Source organism: Sphingomonas insulae (assembly GCF_010450875.1).
Taxonomy (GTDB): Bacteria; Pseudomonadota; Alphaproteobacteria; order Sphingomonadales; family Sphingomonadaceae; genus Sphingomonas; species Sphingomonas insulae.
This window is the reverse complement of the sequence record NZ_CP048422.1, coordinates 128,024-146,294: the sequence shown is the minus strand read 5'-3', so window position 1 is coordinate 146,294 and position 18,271 is coordinate 128,024. Positions and strand designations below refer to the sequence as shown.

The 18,271-nt window shown below is 68.1% G+C and carries 16 protein-coding genes; 6 read left to right on the top strand and 10 right to left on the bottom strand.

The window, feature by feature from the left end; genetic code table 11:
• The first annotated feature begins 7 nt into the window (after positions 1 to 7).
• The 6 genes from GTH33_RS02325 (at position 8) to GTH33_RS02300 (ending at position 5,119) form a co-directional block, all read left to right on the top strand.
• The gene (locus GTH33_RS02325; RefSeq protein ID WP_163956920.1) at positions 8 to 958 is read left to right on the top strand and encodes a polysaccharide deacetylase family protein; all 951 of its coding nucleotides are present in this window, start codon (positions 8 to 10) and stop codon (positions 956 to 958) included.
• Complete coding sequence (locus GTH33_RS02320; RefSeq protein ID WP_243848167.1) at positions 955 to 1,836, top strand: GNAT family N-acetyltransferase; 882 nt, start codon at positions 955 to 957, stop codon at positions 1,834 to 1,836. The genes GTH33_RS02325 and GTH33_RS02320 overlap by 4 nt, the downstream gene beginning before the upstream one ends.
• A 42-nt stretch (positions 1,837 to 1,878) precedes the next feature.
• Positions 1,879 to 2,610 (top strand): DNA repair protein RecO, encoded by a 732-nt coding sequence (gene recO, locus GTH33_RS02315; RefSeq protein ID WP_163956918.1) that lies wholly within the window; start codon positions 1,879 to 1,881, stop codon positions 2,608 to 2,610.
• 28 nt (positions 2,611 to 2,638) lie between these two features.
• Positions 2,639 to 3,682: a 3-isopropylmalate dehydrogenase gene (gene leuB / locus GTH33_RS02310; RefSeq protein ID WP_163956917.1), complete on the top strand. Its 1,044-nt coding sequence runs from the start codon at positions 2,639 to 2,641 to the stop codon at positions 3,680 to 3,682.
• Complete coding sequence (locus GTH33_RS02305; protein WP_163956916.1) at positions 3,679 to 4,776, top strand: glycosyltransferase family 2 protein; 1,098 nt, start codon at positions 3,679 to 3,681, stop codon at positions 4,774 to 4,776. Before leuB ends, GTH33_RS02305 begins: the two co-directional genes overlap by 4 nt.
• A 145-nt stretch (positions 4,777 to 4,921) precedes the next feature.
• Positions 4,922 to 5,119 (top strand): hypothetical protein, encoded by a 198-nt coding sequence (locus GTH33_RS02300; protein ID WP_163956915.1) that lies wholly within the window; start codon positions 4,922 to 4,924, stop codon positions 5,117 to 5,119.
• On the opposite strand, the gene GTH33_RS02295 is transcribed toward GTH33_RS02300, so the two are convergent.
• The 10 genes from GTH33_RS02295 to GTH33_RS02250 form a co-directional block, all read right to left on the bottom strand.
• Positions 5,076 to 5,477: a hypothetical protein gene (locus tag GTH33_RS02295; protein WP_163956914.1), complete on the bottom strand. Its 402-nt coding sequence runs from the start codon at positions 5,475 to 5,477 to the stop codon at positions 5,076 to 5,078. The genes GTH33_RS02300 and GTH33_RS02295 overlap by 44 nt on opposite strands.
• 330 nt (positions 5,478 to 5,807) lie before the next feature.
• Complete coding sequence (gene treY / locus GTH33_RS02290) at positions 5,808 to 8,096, bottom strand: malto-oligosyltrehalose synthase (protein ID WP_163956913.1); 2,289 nt, start codon at positions 8,094 to 8,096, stop codon at positions 5,808 to 5,810.
• On the bottom strand, positions 8,093 to 9,988 hold the full coding sequence (gene malQ / locus GTH33_RS02285) for a 4-alpha-glucanotransferase (protein WP_163956912.1): 1,896 nt from the start codon (positions 9,986 to 9,988) through the stop codon (positions 8,093 to 8,095). The genes treY and malQ overlap by 4 nt, the downstream gene beginning before the upstream one ends.
• Positions 9,989 to 10,185: 197 nt before the next feature.
• A complete protein-coding gene (gene treZ, locus GTH33_RS02280; RefSeq protein ID WP_163956911.1) occupies positions 10,186 to 11,880 on the bottom strand; it encodes a malto-oligosyltrehalose trehalohydrolase in 1,695 nt (564 codons plus the stop codon).
• A complete protein-coding gene (gene glgX / locus GTH33_RS02275) occupies positions 11,877 to 14,006 on the bottom strand; it encodes a glycogen debranching protein GlgX (protein WP_163956910.1) in 2,130 nt (709 codons plus the stop codon). Before glgX ends, treZ begins: the two co-directional genes overlap by 4 nt.
• 130 nt (positions 14,007 to 14,136) lie before the next feature.
• Positions 14,137 to 14,358, bottom strand: a complete 222-nt coding sequence (locus tag GTH33_RS02270; RefSeq protein ID WP_163956909.1) for a hypothetical protein — start codon at positions 14,356 to 14,358, stop codon at positions 14,137 to 14,139.
• A 146-nt stretch (positions 14,359 to 14,504) separates the two neighbouring features.
• Positions 14,505 to 15,080, bottom strand: a complete 576-nt coding sequence (locus tag GTH33_RS02265) for a DNA-3-methyladenine glycosylase (RefSeq protein WP_163956908.1) — start codon at positions 15,078 to 15,080, stop codon at positions 14,505 to 14,507.
• Between the two features lie 50 nt (positions 15,081 to 15,130).
• Positions 15,131 to 16,111: an alpha/beta hydrolase gene (locus GTH33_RS02260; protein WP_163956907.1), complete on the bottom strand. Its 981-nt coding sequence runs from the start codon at positions 16,109 to 16,111 to the stop codon at positions 15,131 to 15,133.
• A 1-nt stretch (position 16,112) separates the two neighbouring features.
• On the bottom strand, positions 16,113 to 17,393 hold the full coding sequence (locus tag GTH33_RS02255; RefSeq protein ID WP_249054970.1) for a rhamnogalacturonan acetylesterase: 1,281 nt from the start codon (positions 17,391 to 17,393) through the stop codon (positions 16,113 to 16,115).
• Positions 17,384 to 18,169 (bottom strand): rhamnogalacturonan acetylesterase, encoded by a 786-nt coding sequence (locus GTH33_RS02250; protein ID WP_163956906.1) that lies wholly within the window; start codon positions 18,167 to 18,169, stop codon positions 17,384 to 17,386. The genes GTH33_RS02255 and GTH33_RS02250 overlap by 10 nt, the downstream gene beginning before the upstream one ends.
• Positions 18,170 to 18,271: the final 102 nt, after the last annotated feature.

Below are 18,271 nucleotides of genomic sequence, written 5' to 3'. Positions count from 1 at the left end.
GAGCGGCATGGCGACACCCGTCTTCCTGACCGTCGATACCGAATTCGCCTGGCGGCATCACGCCGCGGGGCTCGACCTCGACACGATCTATACGCGGTCGCTGGAGCCTGCCGGGGTGGGCCTGAGCTATCAGCTCGAACGGCTGGCGGAACATGGGCTGAAGGCGTGTTTCTTCGTCGATCCGATGCCCGCGCTGGTATTCGGCCTGGGGCCGGTGAAGCGGATGGTCGACACCATCCTTGGAGCCGGTCAGGAGGTGCAATTGCATATGCATCCCAATTGGACCGGGGCGACGGCCGGGGATCGCGCGGCTAGCTACGGCCGGTTCCAGATGTACGAATATACGCTGGACGAACAGATCGCGTTGCTGCGCGGCGCGACCGACCTGCTGGTGGCGGCCGGTGCGCCGCATCCCATCGCATTCCGCGCGGGGGGCTATGCCGCCAACGACGACACGTTGCGCGCGCTGGCGTCGCTCGGTTTCGTCTATGACAGTAGCCACAACGGATGCGAACGGGAGGAAAGCCGGATCGGTCTGGCGCCGGACCGGATCGCGCCGGTGGCACACCATCTGATCGAGGTACCGGTGTCGGTGATCGAGGACGCCCCCGGCCTGTGGCGGACGTTCCAGCTCTGCGCACTGTCCAGCGCGGAGGCGGCGGCGGCGCTCGATCATGCGGTGGCGGAGCGGCATGCCGCGGTGACGATCGTCAGCCACGGCTTCGAACTGGCCAACCGGCTGGGCACCCGGGCGAACGGTGTGCACGTCCGCCGCTTCGACACGCTGTGCCGTTTGCTGGGCGCGCGCACGGCGGAACTGCCGACGATGCATTTCGCCGACCGGCCGGTGCTGCGGCTGGATGCCGATGATCGGCCACTGGGCGCGAATGCGCTGCGCCGACGGTTGCGGCAGGCCGAACAATTATGGTCGAACTGGGTGGCAGAGCGCGCGGCATGACGGCGGTGGCGCTGAAGTTTCAGGTCGGCGCGCGTACTCTGGTGTCGGTCGACCGGCACCTGGCACGGGTCGCGCTGTCGCTGGACGACGTACTGGCGGGGCAAGCGCCGGCGCTGCCGGCGGCCGGGCGCGACGGCTATCTGGTCACGTCGCTGCCCAGCGGGCTCGCCGGCGCGGTGCGCGGCGCTGGCTTGATGGCGATCGTCCGCCAGCGCTACACGCGCTTTTATACCGACCTGACGATCGGCCACGATGCATGGCTCGCCAGCTTGTCCGGGTCGGCGCGATCGACGCTGAAGCGCAAGACCAGGAAGGCCGCGACGGCGGGGGTGGAGGTGCGCACCTATCGCACGTCGGACGAGCTAGCGGCCTTTTACCCCCTGGCGCGCGCCGTGTCGGCCAAGACCTATCAGGAACGGCTGCTCGACGCCGGGCTGCCGGAGGATGCGGCGTCGGTGGCGCACCTGCATGATCTGGCGTCCATGGACGGGTTGCGGGCCTGGCTGCTGCTGCTCGACGGGCAACCGGCGGCGTACCTCTGCTGTACCGCGCAGGGATCGGCCCTGCGCTACGATCACGTCGGGCACGATCCGGCGTGGAACGACTGGTCGCCGGGCACGGTGTTGCAGGCGGCAGCGATGAAGACGTTGTTCGGCGATCGCTTCGCGCGCTTCGATTTCACCGAGGGCGAGGGGCAGCATAAACGGTTGTTCGCGACCGGTGGCGTCGATTGCGTCGACCTGTTGTTGCTGCGGCGCACCTTCGCGAACCGGGCGACGATGACGGCGCTGGGCGCGTTCGACGGGGCGATGGCAGCGGCGAAGCGGGCGACGCGGCACCCGATGCTGGCAGGGCTGGCAAAGCGGGTGCGGCGCTGATCCGTCCGTGGCGCGATACGGTTCGGTCGGTATAGTCGAGCCATGCACCTGAGCGCAGAAGCCATCGTCCTCGCCGTTCGTGCGCATGGAGAGCATGGTGCGGTCGTACGCGCGCTGACGCGGAGCGACGGCGTCCAGCCCGGCTACGTCCGCGGCGGGCGTTCGCGACAGATGCGACCGGTGCTGCAGCCTGCCAATGCCATTGCCGGCGAATGGCGGGCGCGGACCGGCGAGCAGCTCGCCGCGCTGACGATCGAACCTCTGCACAGCCGGGCGGCCCTGCACGGCGAACCCTTGTCTGCCGCGGCGCTGGCCTGGGTCACTGCGCTGACCGCAGCGGCGCTGCCCGAAGCGCAACCGTATCCAAGACTCTACGATGCCCTGGGCGGCGTCCTCGACGCGATCGAGGCGGCCCCCGCGGCCAGGGGCTGGGCGAGCGCGCTCGCCCGCTACGAACTGCTTCTGCTCGCCGAACTGGGCTTCGGTCTGGACCTCGATAGCTGCGTGGTGACCGGGCTGGCCGATGATCTCGCCTTCGTCAGCCCACGCAGCGGCGGTGCGGTCAGTCGCGGGGCGGCGCATGGTTACGAAGAGCGGCTGTTCGCGCTGCCGGTGTTCCTGGGCGAGGGCGGGCCGGCGGATTGGCCCGATATCCTCGCGGGCCTGGCGATCACCGGCCACTTCTTGGCACGCGACCTGTTGACCGACCGCCGGGCGGAGCCGCTGGTCGCGCGGGAACGGCTGGTGGCGATGTTGAAAAGGGCGGTTGCGTGAGGCGCGGACGCGCGGCAAGGCGTGCGGCATGGCATTGATCGCACTCCTGCCGGGCGACGGCATCGGTCCAGAGGTTATCGAGCAGGCGCTGCGGGTGCTCGATGCTCTCGAACTTGACCTGACGTACGAAGAGGCGCCGGTCGGCGGCGCGGCCTATCACGCGCTGGGGCATCCGCTGCCGGACACGACGCTGGATGTTGCGCGGCGCGCCGATGCGTTGCTGTTCGGTGCGGTTGGCGACCCGACCTGCGACGGTCTGGAGCGGGCATTGCGGCCGGAACAGGCGATCCTTGGGCTGCGCAAGCATCTCGGCCTGTTCTCGAACCTGCGTCCGGCGACGCTGTTCGAGGGATTGGAGGATGCGTCGGCGTTGAAGCCGGAGATCGCACGAGCGATCGATCTCGTCATCGTCCGCGAACTGAACGGCGATGTGTATTTTGGCGACAAGGGCCGGCGCGCGACGGCGGACGGCCATCGCGAGGGCTATGACATCATGAGCTACGACGAAACCGAAGTACGCCGCATCGCGCGCGTCGGTTTCGAGACGGCGCGGCGCCGCCGCGGCCAGCTGTGTTCGGTCGACAAGGCGAACGTGCTGGAAACATCGCAGCTGTGGCGCGATGTGGTCATCGAGGTGTCGGCGGACTATGCCGACGTGGCGCTCACTCATATGTACGTCGACAATGCGGCGATGCAGCTGGTGCGTAACCCCGGCCAGTTCGACGTCATCGTCACCGGCAATTTGTTCGGTGACATCCTGTCCGACCAGGCGTCGATGTGCGCGGGTTCGATCGGCATGCTGCCGTCTGCCAGCCTGGATGACGCGGGCAAGGGCCTGTACGAACCGATCCATGGCAGCGCTCCCGATATCGCTGGCCAGGGCAAGGCCAATCCGTGCGCCGCGATCCTGTCGGCGGCGATGATGCTGCGCCATTCGCTCGGCCAGCCCCAGGCGGCGGACCGGATCGAAGCCGCCGTAGCGCAGGCGATCCGCACCGGCGCGCGTACGGCCGATCTGGCCGGGACCATGACGACATCCCGGATGGGAGATGCGGTGCTCGCCGTTCTGTGAGCAGCTTGCTCGAGATCGCCGTCGTCATCCCGACTTTCAACGAAAAGGCGAACGTGCCGACGCTGGTCGCCAGGCTGGATCAGGCTCTGGCCGGGCGGCGCTGGGAAGCGATCTTCGTCGATGACGACAGCCCCGACGGCACCGCCGCTGCGGCCCGCGAGCTCGGCCGGATCGACGGCCGCGTACGGGTGATCCACCGGATCGGCCGTCGTGGCCTGTCGTCCGCCTGCATTGAGGGCATGTGCGCCACCGCCGCGCCGGTGGTCGCGGTGATCGATGGCGATCTGCAGCATGACGAGACGCTGTTGCCGCGGATGCTGGACCTGCTCCAGCACGATCCTGCGCTGGATCTCGTCGTCGGATCGCGCTTCGTCGACGGTGGCGGTACCGGCGACTGGGATCGCGACCGGGTCGCCAAGTCGGCGCTGGCGACCAGGTTGTCGCGCAAGGTGCTGAAGGGCGACCTGAGCGATCCGATGAGCGGCTTTTTCGCGATCCGCACCGATCTTGCGCGCCGGCTTGCGCCTGACCTGTCGGCGATCGGCTTCAAGATCCTGCTCGACCTGATGACGGCGAGCCCGGTCGCGCTGCGGTTCGCCGAGCTGCCCTACACCTTCCGCGTCCGGACCGAGGGCGAATCCAAGCTCGATCACGTCGTTGCGATGGAATATCTGATCGCGCTGTACGACCGGATGTTCGGCCGGTTCGTGCCGGTGCGCTTCGCGATGTTCTCGGGCATCGGCGTGCTCGGCGTCGGCGTGCACATGGCCGTGCTCGGACTGGCGATGCTCGTGGGCACGACCTTCCTGCCCGCGCAGATCATGGGTGCGGTGGCGGCCATGACCTTCAATTTTCTGTTGAACAACACGCTGACCTATCGCGATCGGCGCCTGAAGGGACTGCGCCAGTTGCTCGACGGCTGGGTGTCGTTTTGCGTCGTCTGTTCGGTCGGGCTGGTCGCGAATATCGGGATCGCGGCGTTCGTCCACGATGTCCGCAACAGCGGTGTCGCCGCTTCGGCGCTGATCGGCATCCTGGTCGGCGCGGTGTGGAATTACGCGCTGTCGTCCAAATTCGTCTGGGGACGCTACTGACCGGTCGTTGGCCGCGTCAGGGACGGTTGGTGCGCCGGAGTCGACCGCGCTCCATCGCGCGCGCTGTGTTTGTCATTTGACGGGATGGCCGCCGCAATGGCAGGAAGCGCCCTAAATTCGCGCGAAGCGGAGCGGAAGACCGGGCATGGCGACAAACATTGCGGCGCTCCTCAGCGAGGCGCGCGACCTAGTGGAGCAGGCGATACGACTGGTCGTCGAGGCCGACGAGACGCTCGCTGCGGCGGAGCTGGAACAGGCCCTGCACACCATCCACGATCGCGCAGCGGCGGCGGGGCGGCTTAGTTCAGGCTCGACGCGCGGCTGCCCATCTGCGCTTCAATGACCGCCTGGCAGGTGTCCGCGATCATGCGGAAGCCTGCCTCGGTCAAGGACGCGACCCCATTGCGGACCGACACGAGATCGCGCTGCACGAACACGTCGATCCAGCGACGGGCGACAGCGGCCGCCGCTGGCGCGGCTGTGATGAAATCGGCGACCGGCATGGCATGACCATCCGCGACGAACAGTGCCAGCAGCATGTCCAGCGATGGACAATGAACGAATTCCGGAGGCAGCGTCCGCTGCATCGCTCGCCGGTCCGCGATGAGTCCGAGGGCCGCGCCATGCAATTGCTGCATGATCACCGGCGATCGCATCGCGATCGTCTTCGCCCAAAACTCCACCAAGCGCTCGTTTGCCACAGCTGGCCCTCGTTTCGTGCCTCTCGTCGTTCCGGAGTTTGAGCGCGTTTGGCTTAACGAACAATATCCAAAGGCTTCATTTTGCTGGGAGATTGCTCCACGATGAAACCGTCGGACGGCTCGTTCCGGCGGTGAGTGGGCAAAAAATGGCGGAATAGGCGGGTTTGGCGATGACGTTGCTTCCCCGTGGCCCGCAACGCTCGCAGACCAAACGGTGACATCGGCACACGATGCGTGCCGTTCGGAATAGCGCATGACGCCCCCGTTCGATCGCTTCAGGCCTGCCGGCGCGAAGGATTCGATGCCCGCGCGCCGACCGAAGCCGAGCGGTCATCCCACCCGATACCAGATCGGACCGTCGGCAAAGATGTCGGCGGCCCGGGCGGCGCCGTCATCGAATTTGAGGGTGGCATCCGGAATCGTCGTTCCCCGCACCAGTACGGCCACCGCCAGCACCGCCCCGTCTATCCTCCGCGTGAAGGCGAGGATGCGATCGCTGCCGATCACCTCGACCGGCCGATAGTCCCCGTTCGCGAACAAGGCCGGGTCGGCCCGGCGCAGGGCTAGGAGGTCGACGATCAGACTGAATTTCGCCGATGCGGCGTCGCTATCGAACAGAGCCGCACGGGCGACATAATCCACTGGCCGGCGATTGTCGGGGTCGACCAGACTTAGGTCCGCCAACTCGGTGCCCTGATACAGGTCCGGCACGCCGGGCAAGGTATAGCGCAGCACCGTCTGGACCAGCGTATTGGCATCAGCGGCCGGCGCGATTTCGGCGACGAAGGCGGTGGCCTCGGCCACGAAACGCGGCTCGGCCAGATAGCTGTCGATGAGGGCGGCGGCGGCGGCTTCATATGCCTCGTCCGGCGCTTCCCACGACGAGCGCAGCTTGCCCTCGCGCAGCGCCTTCTGCTGCCACGCCTTGAGCCGATCGGCGAAATCGGCGCTCGCGCCATCGTCGGGCCAGGCACCGACGATCGTCTGGAGCAGCATGTAGCGGTCGCCGCCGTCCACCTCATGGTCCCATGCCCAGGACATCGCATCCCACGCCTCGACGCGGGCACGCCAGGCGTCGGGCATCGTGCTCAGCACCGCCAGCCGGGCGCGGACATCCTCGCCGCGCTTGTGGTCATGGGTGGCGGTGGTCAGCATCGCATGTGGCACGTCGCGGACGCGGTCGGCCATCAACGCATGGAATTCATTCACGCCGATGCCGAGGACGTTGGCATCGAACCCGACATCGTTGCGCGACAGCAGCCGCCCCGATCGATAAAAGGCAGTGTCTTCCACCGATTTCGCCGCGATCGGCGCGGAAAGCTGCTGGAAACGGCGAACGGCATCGGCGGCGTCGCCCGGTCCGTCACCGGCCAACCACGCCAGGATACGGTCGACGACATGCGCCTCCCCGGGCGGGATCAACCACGACACCCGTTCGCGCACGATGCCGCGAATCCTGGCGTCGGACGCGGGCGCGGCATCGCCGGTGCCATAGGTCCGATAGACGGGAAAGACCCACATCAGCCGCTCGATCGCGCGGCGCAGCATGGCGGGGGTCACCGCCTCGTCCGTGTTGAGCGCGACGAACGCGGCGACGCATGCATCCAGCTGGGCGGAGAACTGCCACGCCAGCAGGTCCTGCCGCGCCTCGAATTCCTCCGCCTCGAATCCTTGATAGCGGCCGCTGACATCCTGCCACAATTCTTCCAGCGGCAAAGCACCGAGCGGATCGTGGATCAGCGTCGCCACCTGTTCCATGAAGTCGTATCCACTGGTGCCGTCGACGCCCCAGTCCACCGGCTGGCCCTCACCGGCACCCAGGATCTTCTCGATGACGATCCAGGCATCGGGACCCATCCGTTCGCGCAAGCGGCGGCAATAACCGATCGGGTCGGTCAGGCCGTCGACGTGATCGACACGGACGCCGTCGATCAGCCCGTCCTCGTACAACCGGAAGTAAAGTGCGTGCGTCGCCTCGAATACCGCCGGGTCTTCGATGCGCACGCCGGCAAGGTCGTTGACGGTGAAGAACCGCCGCCAGTTCAGCGCATCGTTGGCGACCCGCCAACTGGCGAGGCGATAATGCTGGCGATCGAGCAATTCGGGTAGCGGCAGGTCACGTGGTCCCGCGCGGAGCGGGAAGCGATGCTCGCCGTATGCGACGATCTCGTCGCCCTCGACCGCGAGGTCGCCGTTGGCGAGCGATGCGGCGAGCGTGTCGCCGAGGACCGGCAGGACGATCCGATCGCGCCAGTCGATGTCGAAGACACGGGCGTGGTCGCTCGCTTCGCCTTTCGCGAGGACGTCGTTCCACCAGCCATTGCCGCCGCCCGCCACGCCCATGTGGTTGGGAACGATGTCGATCACCACACCCATGCCGCGTGCCTTGAGCGCTGCGACGAGACTGCGAAAGGCGTCCTCGCCGCCAAGTTCCGGATTGATGCGCGTCGGATCGATCACGTCATAACCGTGCGTCGAGCCGGCGCGTGCTACGGTGATCGGCGACGCATAGAGGTGACTGACCCCAAGCCGGTCGAGATACGGCACCAGTTCCTCCGCATCGGCGAAGGTGAAGTCCTTGTGGAATTGCATGCGGTAGGTGGCGCGGGGGATCGTCATGCTGGCGTCCTTGCGGAGAGAAGGGCGGTGCGACGGGCGACGTCGGGGCGGGCGAGCAGCGCCGCAACCGTGTCGGGCATCCGGCGGCGCCAGTTGGGATGTTCGTCGGTGGTGCCGGGCAGGTTCGGCTGTTCCTCTATCCCGATCAGATCCTCCAGCGGCACGATGGTGATCGGGCACGGCGCCTGCGCGGTGAACGCGATCGCCGCATCGATTGCCGGCGCGGCATCGCCCGGCAGCGGACCGTCGGCGACACCGGCCGCTTCGCATGCCGTCCACAGCGCCTTCTTTTCGCCGATCCGGCGCAGGCGATCGGCAGGTTCGTCGTTGCCGCCGCGCTTCAGCTTGTAGTTCCACATGATGTCGCGGCAGCTCCACCAGCCCGCCAGCGTCGCCGTATCATGGGTGCCGGTCATCGCGACCGCCTGTTCGTCCCACCGGTTCGCGGGCGTGAACCCCTGAGCGTCGCGCTCGAACGGCAACACCCGCATGCCCAGCATGCCCCTTGCCGCCATCGTGTCGCGGAACCCGGGCGGCACGGTGCCAAGGTCCTCGCCGATGACGATCGCGGCGGCACGATGAGATTCGAGCGCGAGAATACGCAACAGATCGTCGAACGGCATCGTCAGATAGGCCCCGTCGCTCGCCTTGCCGCCGTCAGGAATTACCCATAGCCGCTTGAGGCCGAGCGCATGGTCGATGCGCAGGCCGCCGGCATGGGTGAGCGCCGCGCGCACGGTGCGGATGAATGCGTCGAATCCGGTACGGCGCATGGCGAACGGCGATAGCGCGGTTATTCCCCAATTCTGCCCTTGCGGCCCGAGCGGATCGGGCGGCGCACCAATCGACAGTCCGGTAAGCAGGTCGCCGCGGCGGCTCCACGCATGGCTGCCGCCCGCATCCATGCCGACGGCAAGATCGGCGATCAGGCCGATGCGCATGCCGGCGTCCCTGGCGGCGGCTTGCGCCCGTGCCAGGCTGCGCTCGGCAAGCCATTGCAGGAACGCGTAGAAGCTTACGTCGCTGGCATGGTCCGCGGCAAAATGCCCGACGGCGGGGCTGGCGGGATCGTGATAGGCGGCGGGCCAATCCTGCCAGCCGCATACACCGAAATGCGCGTGCAATGCGTCGTAGCGGGCGTGCTCGTTCCAATCCTGCCGCTCGGCGCGATCGGCATCGAATTGTGCGAGCACGTCGTGAGGCGCTTGATCGAACGCCCGCCGTAGATGGGCCAGGCGTGCGGGCAGCGCTCGCTGCCAGTCGATCAGCGCGCCGCCGTCATCCTCCGCAGGCGCAACGCCGACCAGCGTCGGGTCGGCGAGCAGCGCGTGGTGGAACAGCCTGCTCGACGGGGCATAGGGGCTGAAGCGACGGGCGTCGTCCGGAAACAGCGCGTGGGTCGGGCTGATGGCCACCGCATCGGCGCCCGCGGCGGCGAACGCGCGCGTCGCCTCGGCGAGCGTGCCGAGATCGCCATAGGCACTGCACCGTCCGCCCCGCAGCGCCGGGATCTGAATGGCGGCACCCCAGCTATGCCCCGGCGGCGGCGCGACGCATCGGCGAGGCGCGACCGCGAGCGTGATCGAAGTGCCATGAATGTCGAGCCGGTAATAACCGGGGCAATCGATCGCCGGCATGGTGCCGTTGGCGGCAACCATGACGGCGCGTTCGGTGCCGTCTTCGAGCGTCAGGGTGGCCGGGCCGGCGCGCGTGGGGAGGGCGATCGGCAACCCCGCGTCGGCGGTGATGAAGCGGGCACCCTCGATCTGCGTGTCGAGGGTGTCGAGGATCGCGCGAACGACGTCGTCGGTGACACGATGCCGACGTCCGTCCGCATCCTCCCAATCCCTATGGATGCCGGCATCCTCGGCCCGCTTCGCCAGATCGGTCATGGCACGATGCTCCTCATACCATCGCCCTCGCGGCGCATACTGGGGGCCAGTCCGTGGGACCGGCATTCGAGACTACGGCCGTGCCACTCATCAGCCAGGGCCGTGGCGGGAGGGCGCAGCCAATGTGGCGGGGGTGGACGGGGGTGCCGAACGTGGCGTCCGGCTGCCACTGCGGGGCGACGGAACCGCGACCGCCATCATCGCGACAGCCACGCACGGAACCGCTCGCCTTCGCTGTGCAGCACCTCGCCCTCGATGTCCGGCAGCGGGTCCGGGTCATAGGCGAGATCGATGGCGATCGTCAGCACGCTGCCATCGCCCAGCTGCCAACGGGCGGTCACCGCCGCCGCGCCGGTCGCCTCTGCGTCGAGCGATGTCGTGCCGGCCAGATGCGGTACGATCGCCGATTGGCGTAGCATGATCAGATCGCGGACCAGGTCCCGCCAGGCTGCCGCATCCGGTCCCGGCTGTGGCTTCGATCGCTCGAACGTCTCGATCGCATTGGGATCGGGGATACACTCGCGTGCCGCCGGATCGGCGAAGGCGTCGAACTTGGCGAATTCCTTGCGCCGACCCTCGCGTACCGCGTCCGCCAGTTCATCGTGGAAATCGGTGAAGAACAGGAAGGGGCTCTCGCTCCCCTCTTCTTCGCCCATGAACAGCAACGGGATCTGCGGCCCGAGCAACAGCAGCGCGGTCGCCGCCCGCAGCCGCGCGGTGTCGGTCAACAGCGTCAAGCGTTCGCCCAGCGCCCGATTGCCGGTCTGGTCGTGGTTCTGCAGAAAGGCGACGAAGCGGGTCGGCGACAGCTGCCCGCTGGGCTTCCCGCGCGGCTTGCCGTCGTGGTTCGGCGACCCTTCCCCCTGATAGATGAAGCCATCCGACAGGCAGCGCGCCAGCCGCTCCGCCGGCCGATCGGCGAAATCGCCGTAATAGGCGCTGGTTTCATCGGTCAGCAGGACATGCAGGACGTTGTGGAAATCGTCGTTCCACTGCGCGTCATACCCACGCTCGCCCAGCCGATCCGCGTCATTCTCCTCGTTCTCCAGCACCAGATGGATGTGACGATCCGGGAACGCCGCCCTGATCTCCACCGCCATCGCGTCGAGGAACGCCGGGTCGGCGATGGCATGCACCGCGTCGAAGCGCAGCCCATCGATGCGATAATCGCCGAGCCACATCAGTGCATTGTCGACGAAGAAGCGGTGCACCGCGTCGCGTCGGACCGCGACCGCACCACCCCACGGCGTGTGGACGTCGGCGTCGAAGAAGTCCGGAGCGTAGGTCGACAGGTAATTCCCGTCGGGACCGAAGTGATTGTAGACGATGTCGAGGAAGACCGAGAGGCCGAAGGCGTGCGCGGCGTCGACGAGCGCCTTCAGGTCGGCGGGCGAGCCATAGGCCTCTGCCGGGGCGTAGGGCAATACGCCGTCATAGCCCCAGTTGCGCGTCCCGCCGAACGCGTTCACCGGCATCAGTTCGATCGCGGTGAAGCCCAGCGCGGCGAGCGCCGGTAGCCGGTCCATCACGCCCCGGAATCCGCCGAGCAGGCCCGCGTGCAGTTCGATCAGCACCGTCTCTTCCCACCGCCGTCCGCGCCAGTCGGGGACGGTCCATGGATAGGCGTGATCGATCACCACGCTCCACCCATGGACGCCGCCCGATTGCGCGCGGCTCGCGGGATCGGGCACCGCCAGATCGTCGCAGCGGAAGCGATAGCGCGTTCCGGCTGGCGCGCGGGTGGTCGCGACGAACCAGCCGTCGTCCTCCGCCGTCATCGTGACCGGTTCGCCGCCATCAATCTCGACCGTCACCGCGGCGGAAGCCGGCGCCCATAGCGCGAAGCGCGTGCGCCCGTCGTCGAGCAGCGCCGCGCCCCAGTGCCGCGTCATGCCGCCGCCTCGCCATCCACGCCGATCGTCCAGGCCAGCAGTACCGCGCCCTGCGGCGACACCTCGTAGCTGTCCTCGATCGTCACTTCGCCTTGATCGGGTTTGGCACTGTCGATCAGCACGGTGCGCCGGGCATGGGGGGCGGGCAGGTGAAAGGCGACCGGATCGGACGAGCCGTTGACCAGCAGCGACACCGCCTCGACCTCGCCGGCCGCATTGGTGCTGGCGCGGCGCATCATCAGCGCGCGGCCTTCCGGATTCTGCCAGTCGTCCGCGCTCAACTGCTCGCCGCGTTCGTCCCACCATTCGATGTCGTCGATGCCATGCCCCGGCGAATCCTGTCCGTAGAGGAAGGTCGCAGCGCGCAGCACCGGGTAGCGGCGGCGCAAGTCCGCCAGACGCGCGACGAAATCGATCTGCGTCTGCCCCGCAGGCGTCTCGGCCGCGGTCCAGTCGAGCCAGCTGATGGCGTTGTCCTGGCAATAGGCGTTGTTGTTGCCCTGCTGCGTCCGTCCGAATTCGTCGCCCGCGACCAGCATCGGCGTGCCGAGCGAGGCGAGCAGGGTGGTCAGCATCGAGCGTTGCACGCGCCCGCGCGCGTCGTTGATCGCGGCATCGTCGGTCGGCCCCTCATGCCCCCAGTTTCGCGAATGATTGTTGTCATGGCCGTCGCGATTGTCCTCGCCGTTCGCCTCGTTGTGGCGCTCTTCATAGGTCACGGTGTCGGCGAGGGTGAAACCATCGTGCGCCGACAACAGGTTGATGCTCGCCCACGGCCGCCGCGCGCGACGATCGAACAGGTCGCCCGAACCCGACAGCCGCGCCGCCAGATCGCCGCGCTGACCGGCATCGCCGCGCCAGAACTGGCGCATGGTGTCGCGATATTTGTCGTTCCATTCGGCGAAGCCGGGGGGGAAGTTGCCGAGCTGGTATCCGCCCGGGCCGACGTCCCACGGCTCCGCCATCAGCTTGAGGCGGCCAAGTACCGGGTCCTGCCGGACGACGTCGAAGAAGGCGGCGCCGGGGTCGAAGCCGTCATCCTCGCGGCCCAGCGTCAGCCCCAGGTCGAAGCGGAAGCCGTCGATGCCGAAGCTGGTCGCCCAATAGCGCAGCGAATCGGTCACCATCTGGATGACCCGTGCCTTGCTGAGGTTCAGCGTATTGCCCGTGCCGGTGTCGTTGATGCTGTAGCGCGGCTGATCCTTGACCAGCCGGTAGTAGCTCGCGTTGTCCAGGCCGCGCCACGACAGCGTCGGCCCCTTTTCCGATCCTTCGCAGGTGTGGTTGTAGACGACATCCAGGATCACCTCGATCCCCGCCTTGTGCAGGCGGTGGACCGCGCGGCGCAGCTCGTCCTGGCTGTCGGTCGACATGTACGCCTGTTCGGGCGCGAAGAAGCCGAGCGTGTTATAGCCCCAATAGTTGCTGAGGCCCTTTTCCTGCAAGAAGCGATCCTGCGTGAAGCTGTGGATCGGCAGCAGTTCCAGCGCGGTGACGCCGATCCGCTTAAGGTGTTTGATGACCGCAGGGTGGCCGAGGCCGGCATAGGTGCCGCGTTCGCGCGGCGGCACCAGCTCCATCAGCTTGGTCAGGCCCTTGACGTGCGCCTCATAGATAACCGTTTCCGACCACGGGGTGTTCGGTTTCGTATCGCGCGACCAGTCCCAATGGTCGTCGACCACCACCGCCTTGGGCATGGCGGGCGCGCTGTCGCGCTTGTCGAAGCTGAGGTCTTCGCGGGCATGGCCGACCTTGTAGCCGTGCAGCGCGTCGGTCCATTTGATCTGGCCGGCGAGCTTGCGCGCATAGGGGTCGAGCAGCAGCTTGTTGGGATTGAACCGATGGCCGTTTTCGGGTTCGTAGCGGCCGTGCGCGCGATAGCCGTACAACAGGCCGGGCGCGGCATCGGGCAGATAGCCGTGCCACACCTCGTCCGTGCATTCGGTGAGCGCGATGCGTTGCAGTTCGCGTTTGCCGGAGGGGTCGAACAGGCACAATTCGATGCGGTCGGCATTGGCCGAAAAGACCGCGAAGTTGACGCCGAGCCCGTCGAACGTGGCGCCGAGAGGATAGGGCGAGCCCGGTTCGAGCCGGTCGGGCAAAGCGTGCAAGTCGGTGACCCCCATCTGGTCTTTACGATAATCGGGGGCTTGAACGCAGGTGCAGCATGGAAGGTCCCGGTTCGGAACGGACCGGATCAAAGAACCGCGATGCGCCGGAGGCACGCGCCCCCGGCGTCGATCGGCGGCGCGATCGTCAGCGCTTCGCGAGGGGGTCGAGGCCGGCCGCACGCCATTCGGCCAGGCGCTTGCAGGTGCGCTGCGGAATGCGGCTGCCGGTGACGCGGTCGACCAGGCAGACGCGCGGATTGGCGGCGACCGGGTCGGTCTTGGCGACCGGTTGCGGCGTGGGCGTTCCGGTCGCGACCGGCGCGTTGGATGAGGCGAGGAGGGCGGCGGCGATAGCGGTAACGAACACGAACTTTCTCCCTGGCGGAGCAGCCTCTATCGGCTGCACAATGGGCATTGCAGGTTGCATGCCAAACGCTGTGCAGGGTGGGCGGCGGGGATTTGGCCGATTGTCCGGCGCGCGATCCGCCAACAACCGGCGCGATCTGCCGATTGTCAGCGAGGCGGCTTGCTGAGAAACCGCGATCCCGGGAGGCAGAACCGCCAGGGCGTATCGATCGCCGCGGAAATCCCGATGCGACGACCGGCGTGAACCGGGGCGGCGGCCGGCGCCGGCGCGAGGGCGAACGGCGCCCGATCGAGTGGCGCATGGTCCAGCGACCGGTCGACGCCCAGCGCTTGGCAGAGCCGTCCGGGCCCGGCGCACAGCAAGCGCGGATCGTCGAGGCCGCGGCGGGCGATCATCGCGTCCACCCCCTGCACCGGTTCGATCGCGCGGATCAGCACGGCGTTCCCGGGCCGGCAGACGAAGTTGAGGCACCAGTGCAGGCCATAGCTGCGATAGACATAGGCGTGGCCGGCGGGGCCGAACATCGCCGCATTGCGCGGGGTCGGACCGCGGACGCTGTGCGACGCGGGATCGGCGGGGCCATAGGCCTCCGTCTCGACGATGACGCCGCCGACGCCGTCGACCAGCAGGCTGGCGCCGATCAGATCGCGCGCGACCCGTTCCACGTCGCGATCGAAATAGGTCGTGGGAAGGGAGGGGAGGAAGGACGGGGGCGGCTGCATCTCTGTCGCCGCTCTACCGCCGCGGCGCGCGATGGTTCCCCGCGAATGCCTCAGCCATTCCAGCCGTGATCGGACGCCCAGGCGACGAACAGGTCGATCCATGGCACCGGCGTGCCGTTGCGGTGCGCGGCGGGCGGGCCGTGACCGCCGCGTTCGAAGATCATCAATTCGCTCGGCACCCTGGCCGCCTGCAACGCCTGCCACATCAGGATGGCGTTGCGCGGCGGCACGACGGGATCGTCGGCATTGGCGGCGACGAAGGTCGGCGGCATGTCGGCCGGCAGGTCGACCTGCGCGGAATACCGCCGCTGCCAGTCGGCATCGCCGGCGTGAGCGCCCAGCAGTTCGCGGCGGGACTGCGCATGGACGCCGTCGTCGCCCATGGTGATGACCGGGAAGAACAGCCCCGCGATGTCGGGGCGTGCCGACAGGCGGTCGGCGGCATCGACCGGATCGTAGACCCGCAACGCCGCCCGCCCGGCGAGCCGCGCGGCGACGTGGCCGCCGGCGGAAAAGCCGGTGACCGCGATGCAGGCGGGATCGATCGGCCAGCGCGTGCCGGCGCCCGCGCGGATCACCCGCATCGCGCGCTGCGCGTCCTGCAACGCGACGTCCGGTCCCGCCGCCCAATCGTCATGCGGCAGCCGGTACAGCATTTCGAAGGCGGTCACCCCGCGCGCCGCGAAGTCGCGGGCGATGCCGCCACCGGTGCGGCCGACTGCGACCCGCGCATAGCCGCCGCCGGGGCAGATCAGCACCGCCGCGCCATTGGGCCTGGCGGGTCGCACAACGGTGAGCATCGGCATCGCGACGTGCGGCCAGGCGATATCGTCCGCACCGCCGGTCGGCGAGCGCTTCACCCATTGGTCGGCGACGTGCCCGTCGCCACCCGGCGCCGCGCCCGGCCATAGCGGAAAGCGATCCGCGGTGCCCTGCGCGACCGCGGCGGCGGACAGCGACGAGGACAGGAACGAGGGGAGGGGCAGCAGTGCGGCAAGGCCACCGGCGATCAACGTGCGGCGATCGGTCATCTCAATTCCCGTCGGGTCGCGTGGCGTCGCGCAGGACGCTGGGCATAAGGCGGAAGGTCGCCGGATCGGGCGGGCGCCCCGGATCGAAGGGCGCAAGATCGCGGCGGACGTGCGCGCCGAGCGGCAGGCCGGTCATCGCCTGTGCGATGCTGCGCGCCAATACCCAGGCGCCGTAATTGTCGTGGTGCGTCGCATCCTTGCCGCCGTCGTTGAATGCCAGCGGCGCCCGTGCCGGCCCCAATGCCTGATAGAAGGCGATGCTGGCGGCGTTGAGGTCGATGATCGCGACGCGCTGTTCCGCCGCCACCGCCCGCACCGCGGCGGCATAGTCGGCCAGTGTCGGCTTTATCCGGTTCCCGGTCCATGTCCGCCGCTCGGGCGAGGTGACCAGGATGGGCGTGACGCCGCGCCGCCTGAATTCGGCGATCCAGGCGCGCAGATAATCGCGATAGGTGGTCGCCGCGTCCGCATAGGTCTGCGGCCATTGCACCTTCTGGTCGTTGTGGCCGAACTGGATCAGGGCCGTGTCGCCGGGCTTCACCGATTCCAGCACCTTGGCGAAACGGAGTTCCGCCATGAACGACTTCAGCGTCTCGCCCGATTCGGCATGATTGGCGATCGCGATATCGGGGGTCATGAACACCGGCAGCATCTGCCCCCAGCTCGCCGCGGGTTCGGCGGGCTGGTCGGTGACGGTGGAATCGCCGAGCAGAAAGACGGTCGGGACTGCGACCCCTTCGACCGTGATCGCCACCGGCGCATCGCCGAGCAGTTCCAGCGTCAGCTTGTCGTCCCAGTCGAACGCGCCGCGGTCGCGCGGCTTCAACAGCACATGGTCGCCGCCGGGTGCGTTGGCGGGCGGGGGCGCCAGCGCGGCGTCGCGGACGTTGACGATGAAGCTGCGGGTGACGCTGCGCCCTGCCGGGACGGTGACGGCATCGAGCATCAGGCGGCGCGATTCCGCTTTGATCGTGGTCGTCGTCGGGGCGCCCTTGCGGCCAAGCGTGACCGTGACGCGATAATTGCCTGGTGCGGCGGCGATCGAGAACAGGGCGCTGCTGCCGGGTTCGAAACCATAGCCGTCGGCATAAAGCCGGTCGGGCGGAACGCGGGTGGCGCCCGTCATGGCGGGGCCGAAGGTGAAGGTGCGCACGGCGGTATCCGGGTGCTGGCCCTGGTTCGATCGGGCGGGCACCGATGGCGCGGGCGCCGCGTGGTCCATCCGGGCGCCGGCCTGCACCGACGAACCGAGCAGGAGGGCCAGCGCCACCGTCAGTTGCACGTCGGCCCGCCTGCCGGCGTCGTCCGGGTCAGCGCCGGGACGTGCGGGGTCACCCGTTTGGCGATCGGCAGCCGCGTCTGCCGCAATCCGACCGCGACCAGATCGGCCACCCGCCGCGCGCCGAGTTCGCTGAAGTGCGTGTCGTCCACCACGCCATTGGGATAGCCCGGCGCACCCGCGGCGCCATCGTAATGCAGGTAATAGGCCTTGGCCGCCTCCGGCCCGGCGGCCTGCACCCAGGCCTGCGACATCTTGCCGAGATCGATCAGCGGGGTGCGCGTCGCCTTCGCCACGCGGCGTGCCGCATCGGCATAGGTGGGGAAGCTCGGCTGCTCGACACCGTCCTTGAAGTCGCGGCGCGCCACCGGCGTCAGGATCACCGCCTTCGCGCCCGCCGCCTTGGCGACATCCAGGAACCGGTGCAGGTTCGCAATATATTGCTCGACGGTGGTGTAGCGTTCGGGCTTGTCGACGCTCGCATCGTTGTGGCCGAACTGGATCAGCAGGGTATCCCCCTTGCGCAGGTCGGCGGCGATCGTGTCGAGCCGCCCCTCGCGGATGAAGCTGTTGGTACTCCGCCCGCCGATCGCCCGGTTTTCGACCGTCACGCCGGGTACTGCGCACCGCAGCATCGTGCCCCAGCCGGACTGGGGATATTTCTCGGCCTTGTAATCCTGTGCGGTGGAATCGCTCGCGATGAAGATGCGCGGCGGCTCCGGGGCGGCGGCTCCCGTCAGCAGGACCAGCATCATCGCGCCGAGCAGGCTGCGCTTCATGGCACTCTCCACATCGTGTTTCTTTGTTCCGCATCATGCGGCGCTCGCACCACCAGTGCAACCGTCAATATGTGAGATGTAATATGATTATTCGGGAAACAC

Excerpts from the sequence above, each read along its gene's own strand:
- GTH33_RS02320 (WP_243848167.1), top strand. The coding sequence starts at position 955 with ATGACGGCGGTGGCGCTGAAGTTTCAGGTCGGCGCGCGTACTCTGGTG.
- recO (WP_163956918.1), top strand. The coding sequence starts at position 1,879 with ATGCACCTGAGCGCAGAAGCCATCGTCCTCGCCGTTCGTGCGCATGGA.
- treY (WP_163956913.1), bottom strand. The coding sequence starts at position 8,096 with ATGACGATCCCCCGCGCCACCTACCGCATGCAATTCCACAAGGACTTC.
- treZ (WP_163956911.1), bottom strand. The coding sequence starts at position 11,880 with ATGACGCGGCACTGGGGCGCGGCGCTGCTCGACGACGGGCGCACGCGC.
- GTH33_RS02325 (WP_163956920.1), top strand. The coding sequence starts at position 8 with ATGGCGACACCCGTCTTCCTGACCGTCGATACCGAATTCGCCTGGCGG.
- GTH33_RS02265 (WP_163956908.1), bottom strand. The coding sequence starts at position 15,080 with ATGCAGCCGCCCCCGTCCTTCCTCCCCTCCCTTCCCACGACCTATTTC.
- GTH33_RS02250 (WP_163956906.1), bottom strand. The coding sequence starts at position 18,169 with ATGAAGCGCAGCCTGCTCGGCGCGATGATGCTGGTCCTGCTGACGGGA.
- GTH33_RS02300 (WP_163956915.1), top strand. The coding sequence starts at position 4,922 with ATGGCGACAAACATTGCGGCGCTCCTCAGCGAGGCGCGCGACCTAGTG.
- glgX (WP_163956910.1), bottom strand. The coding sequence starts at position 14,006 with ATGGGGGTCACCGACTTGCACGCTTTGCCCGACCGGCTCGAACCGGGC.
- leuB (WP_163956917.1), top strand. The coding sequence starts at position 2,639 with ATGGCATTGATCGCACTCCTGCCGGGCGACGGCATCGGTCCAGAGGTT.
- malQ (WP_163956912.1), bottom strand. The coding sequence starts at position 9,988 with ATGACCGATCTGGCGAAGCGGGCCGAGGATGCCGGCATCCATAGGGAT.
- GTH33_RS02260 (WP_163956907.1), bottom strand. The coding sequence starts at position 16,111 with ATGACCGATCGCCGCACGTTGATCGCCGGTGGCCTTGCCGCACTGCTG.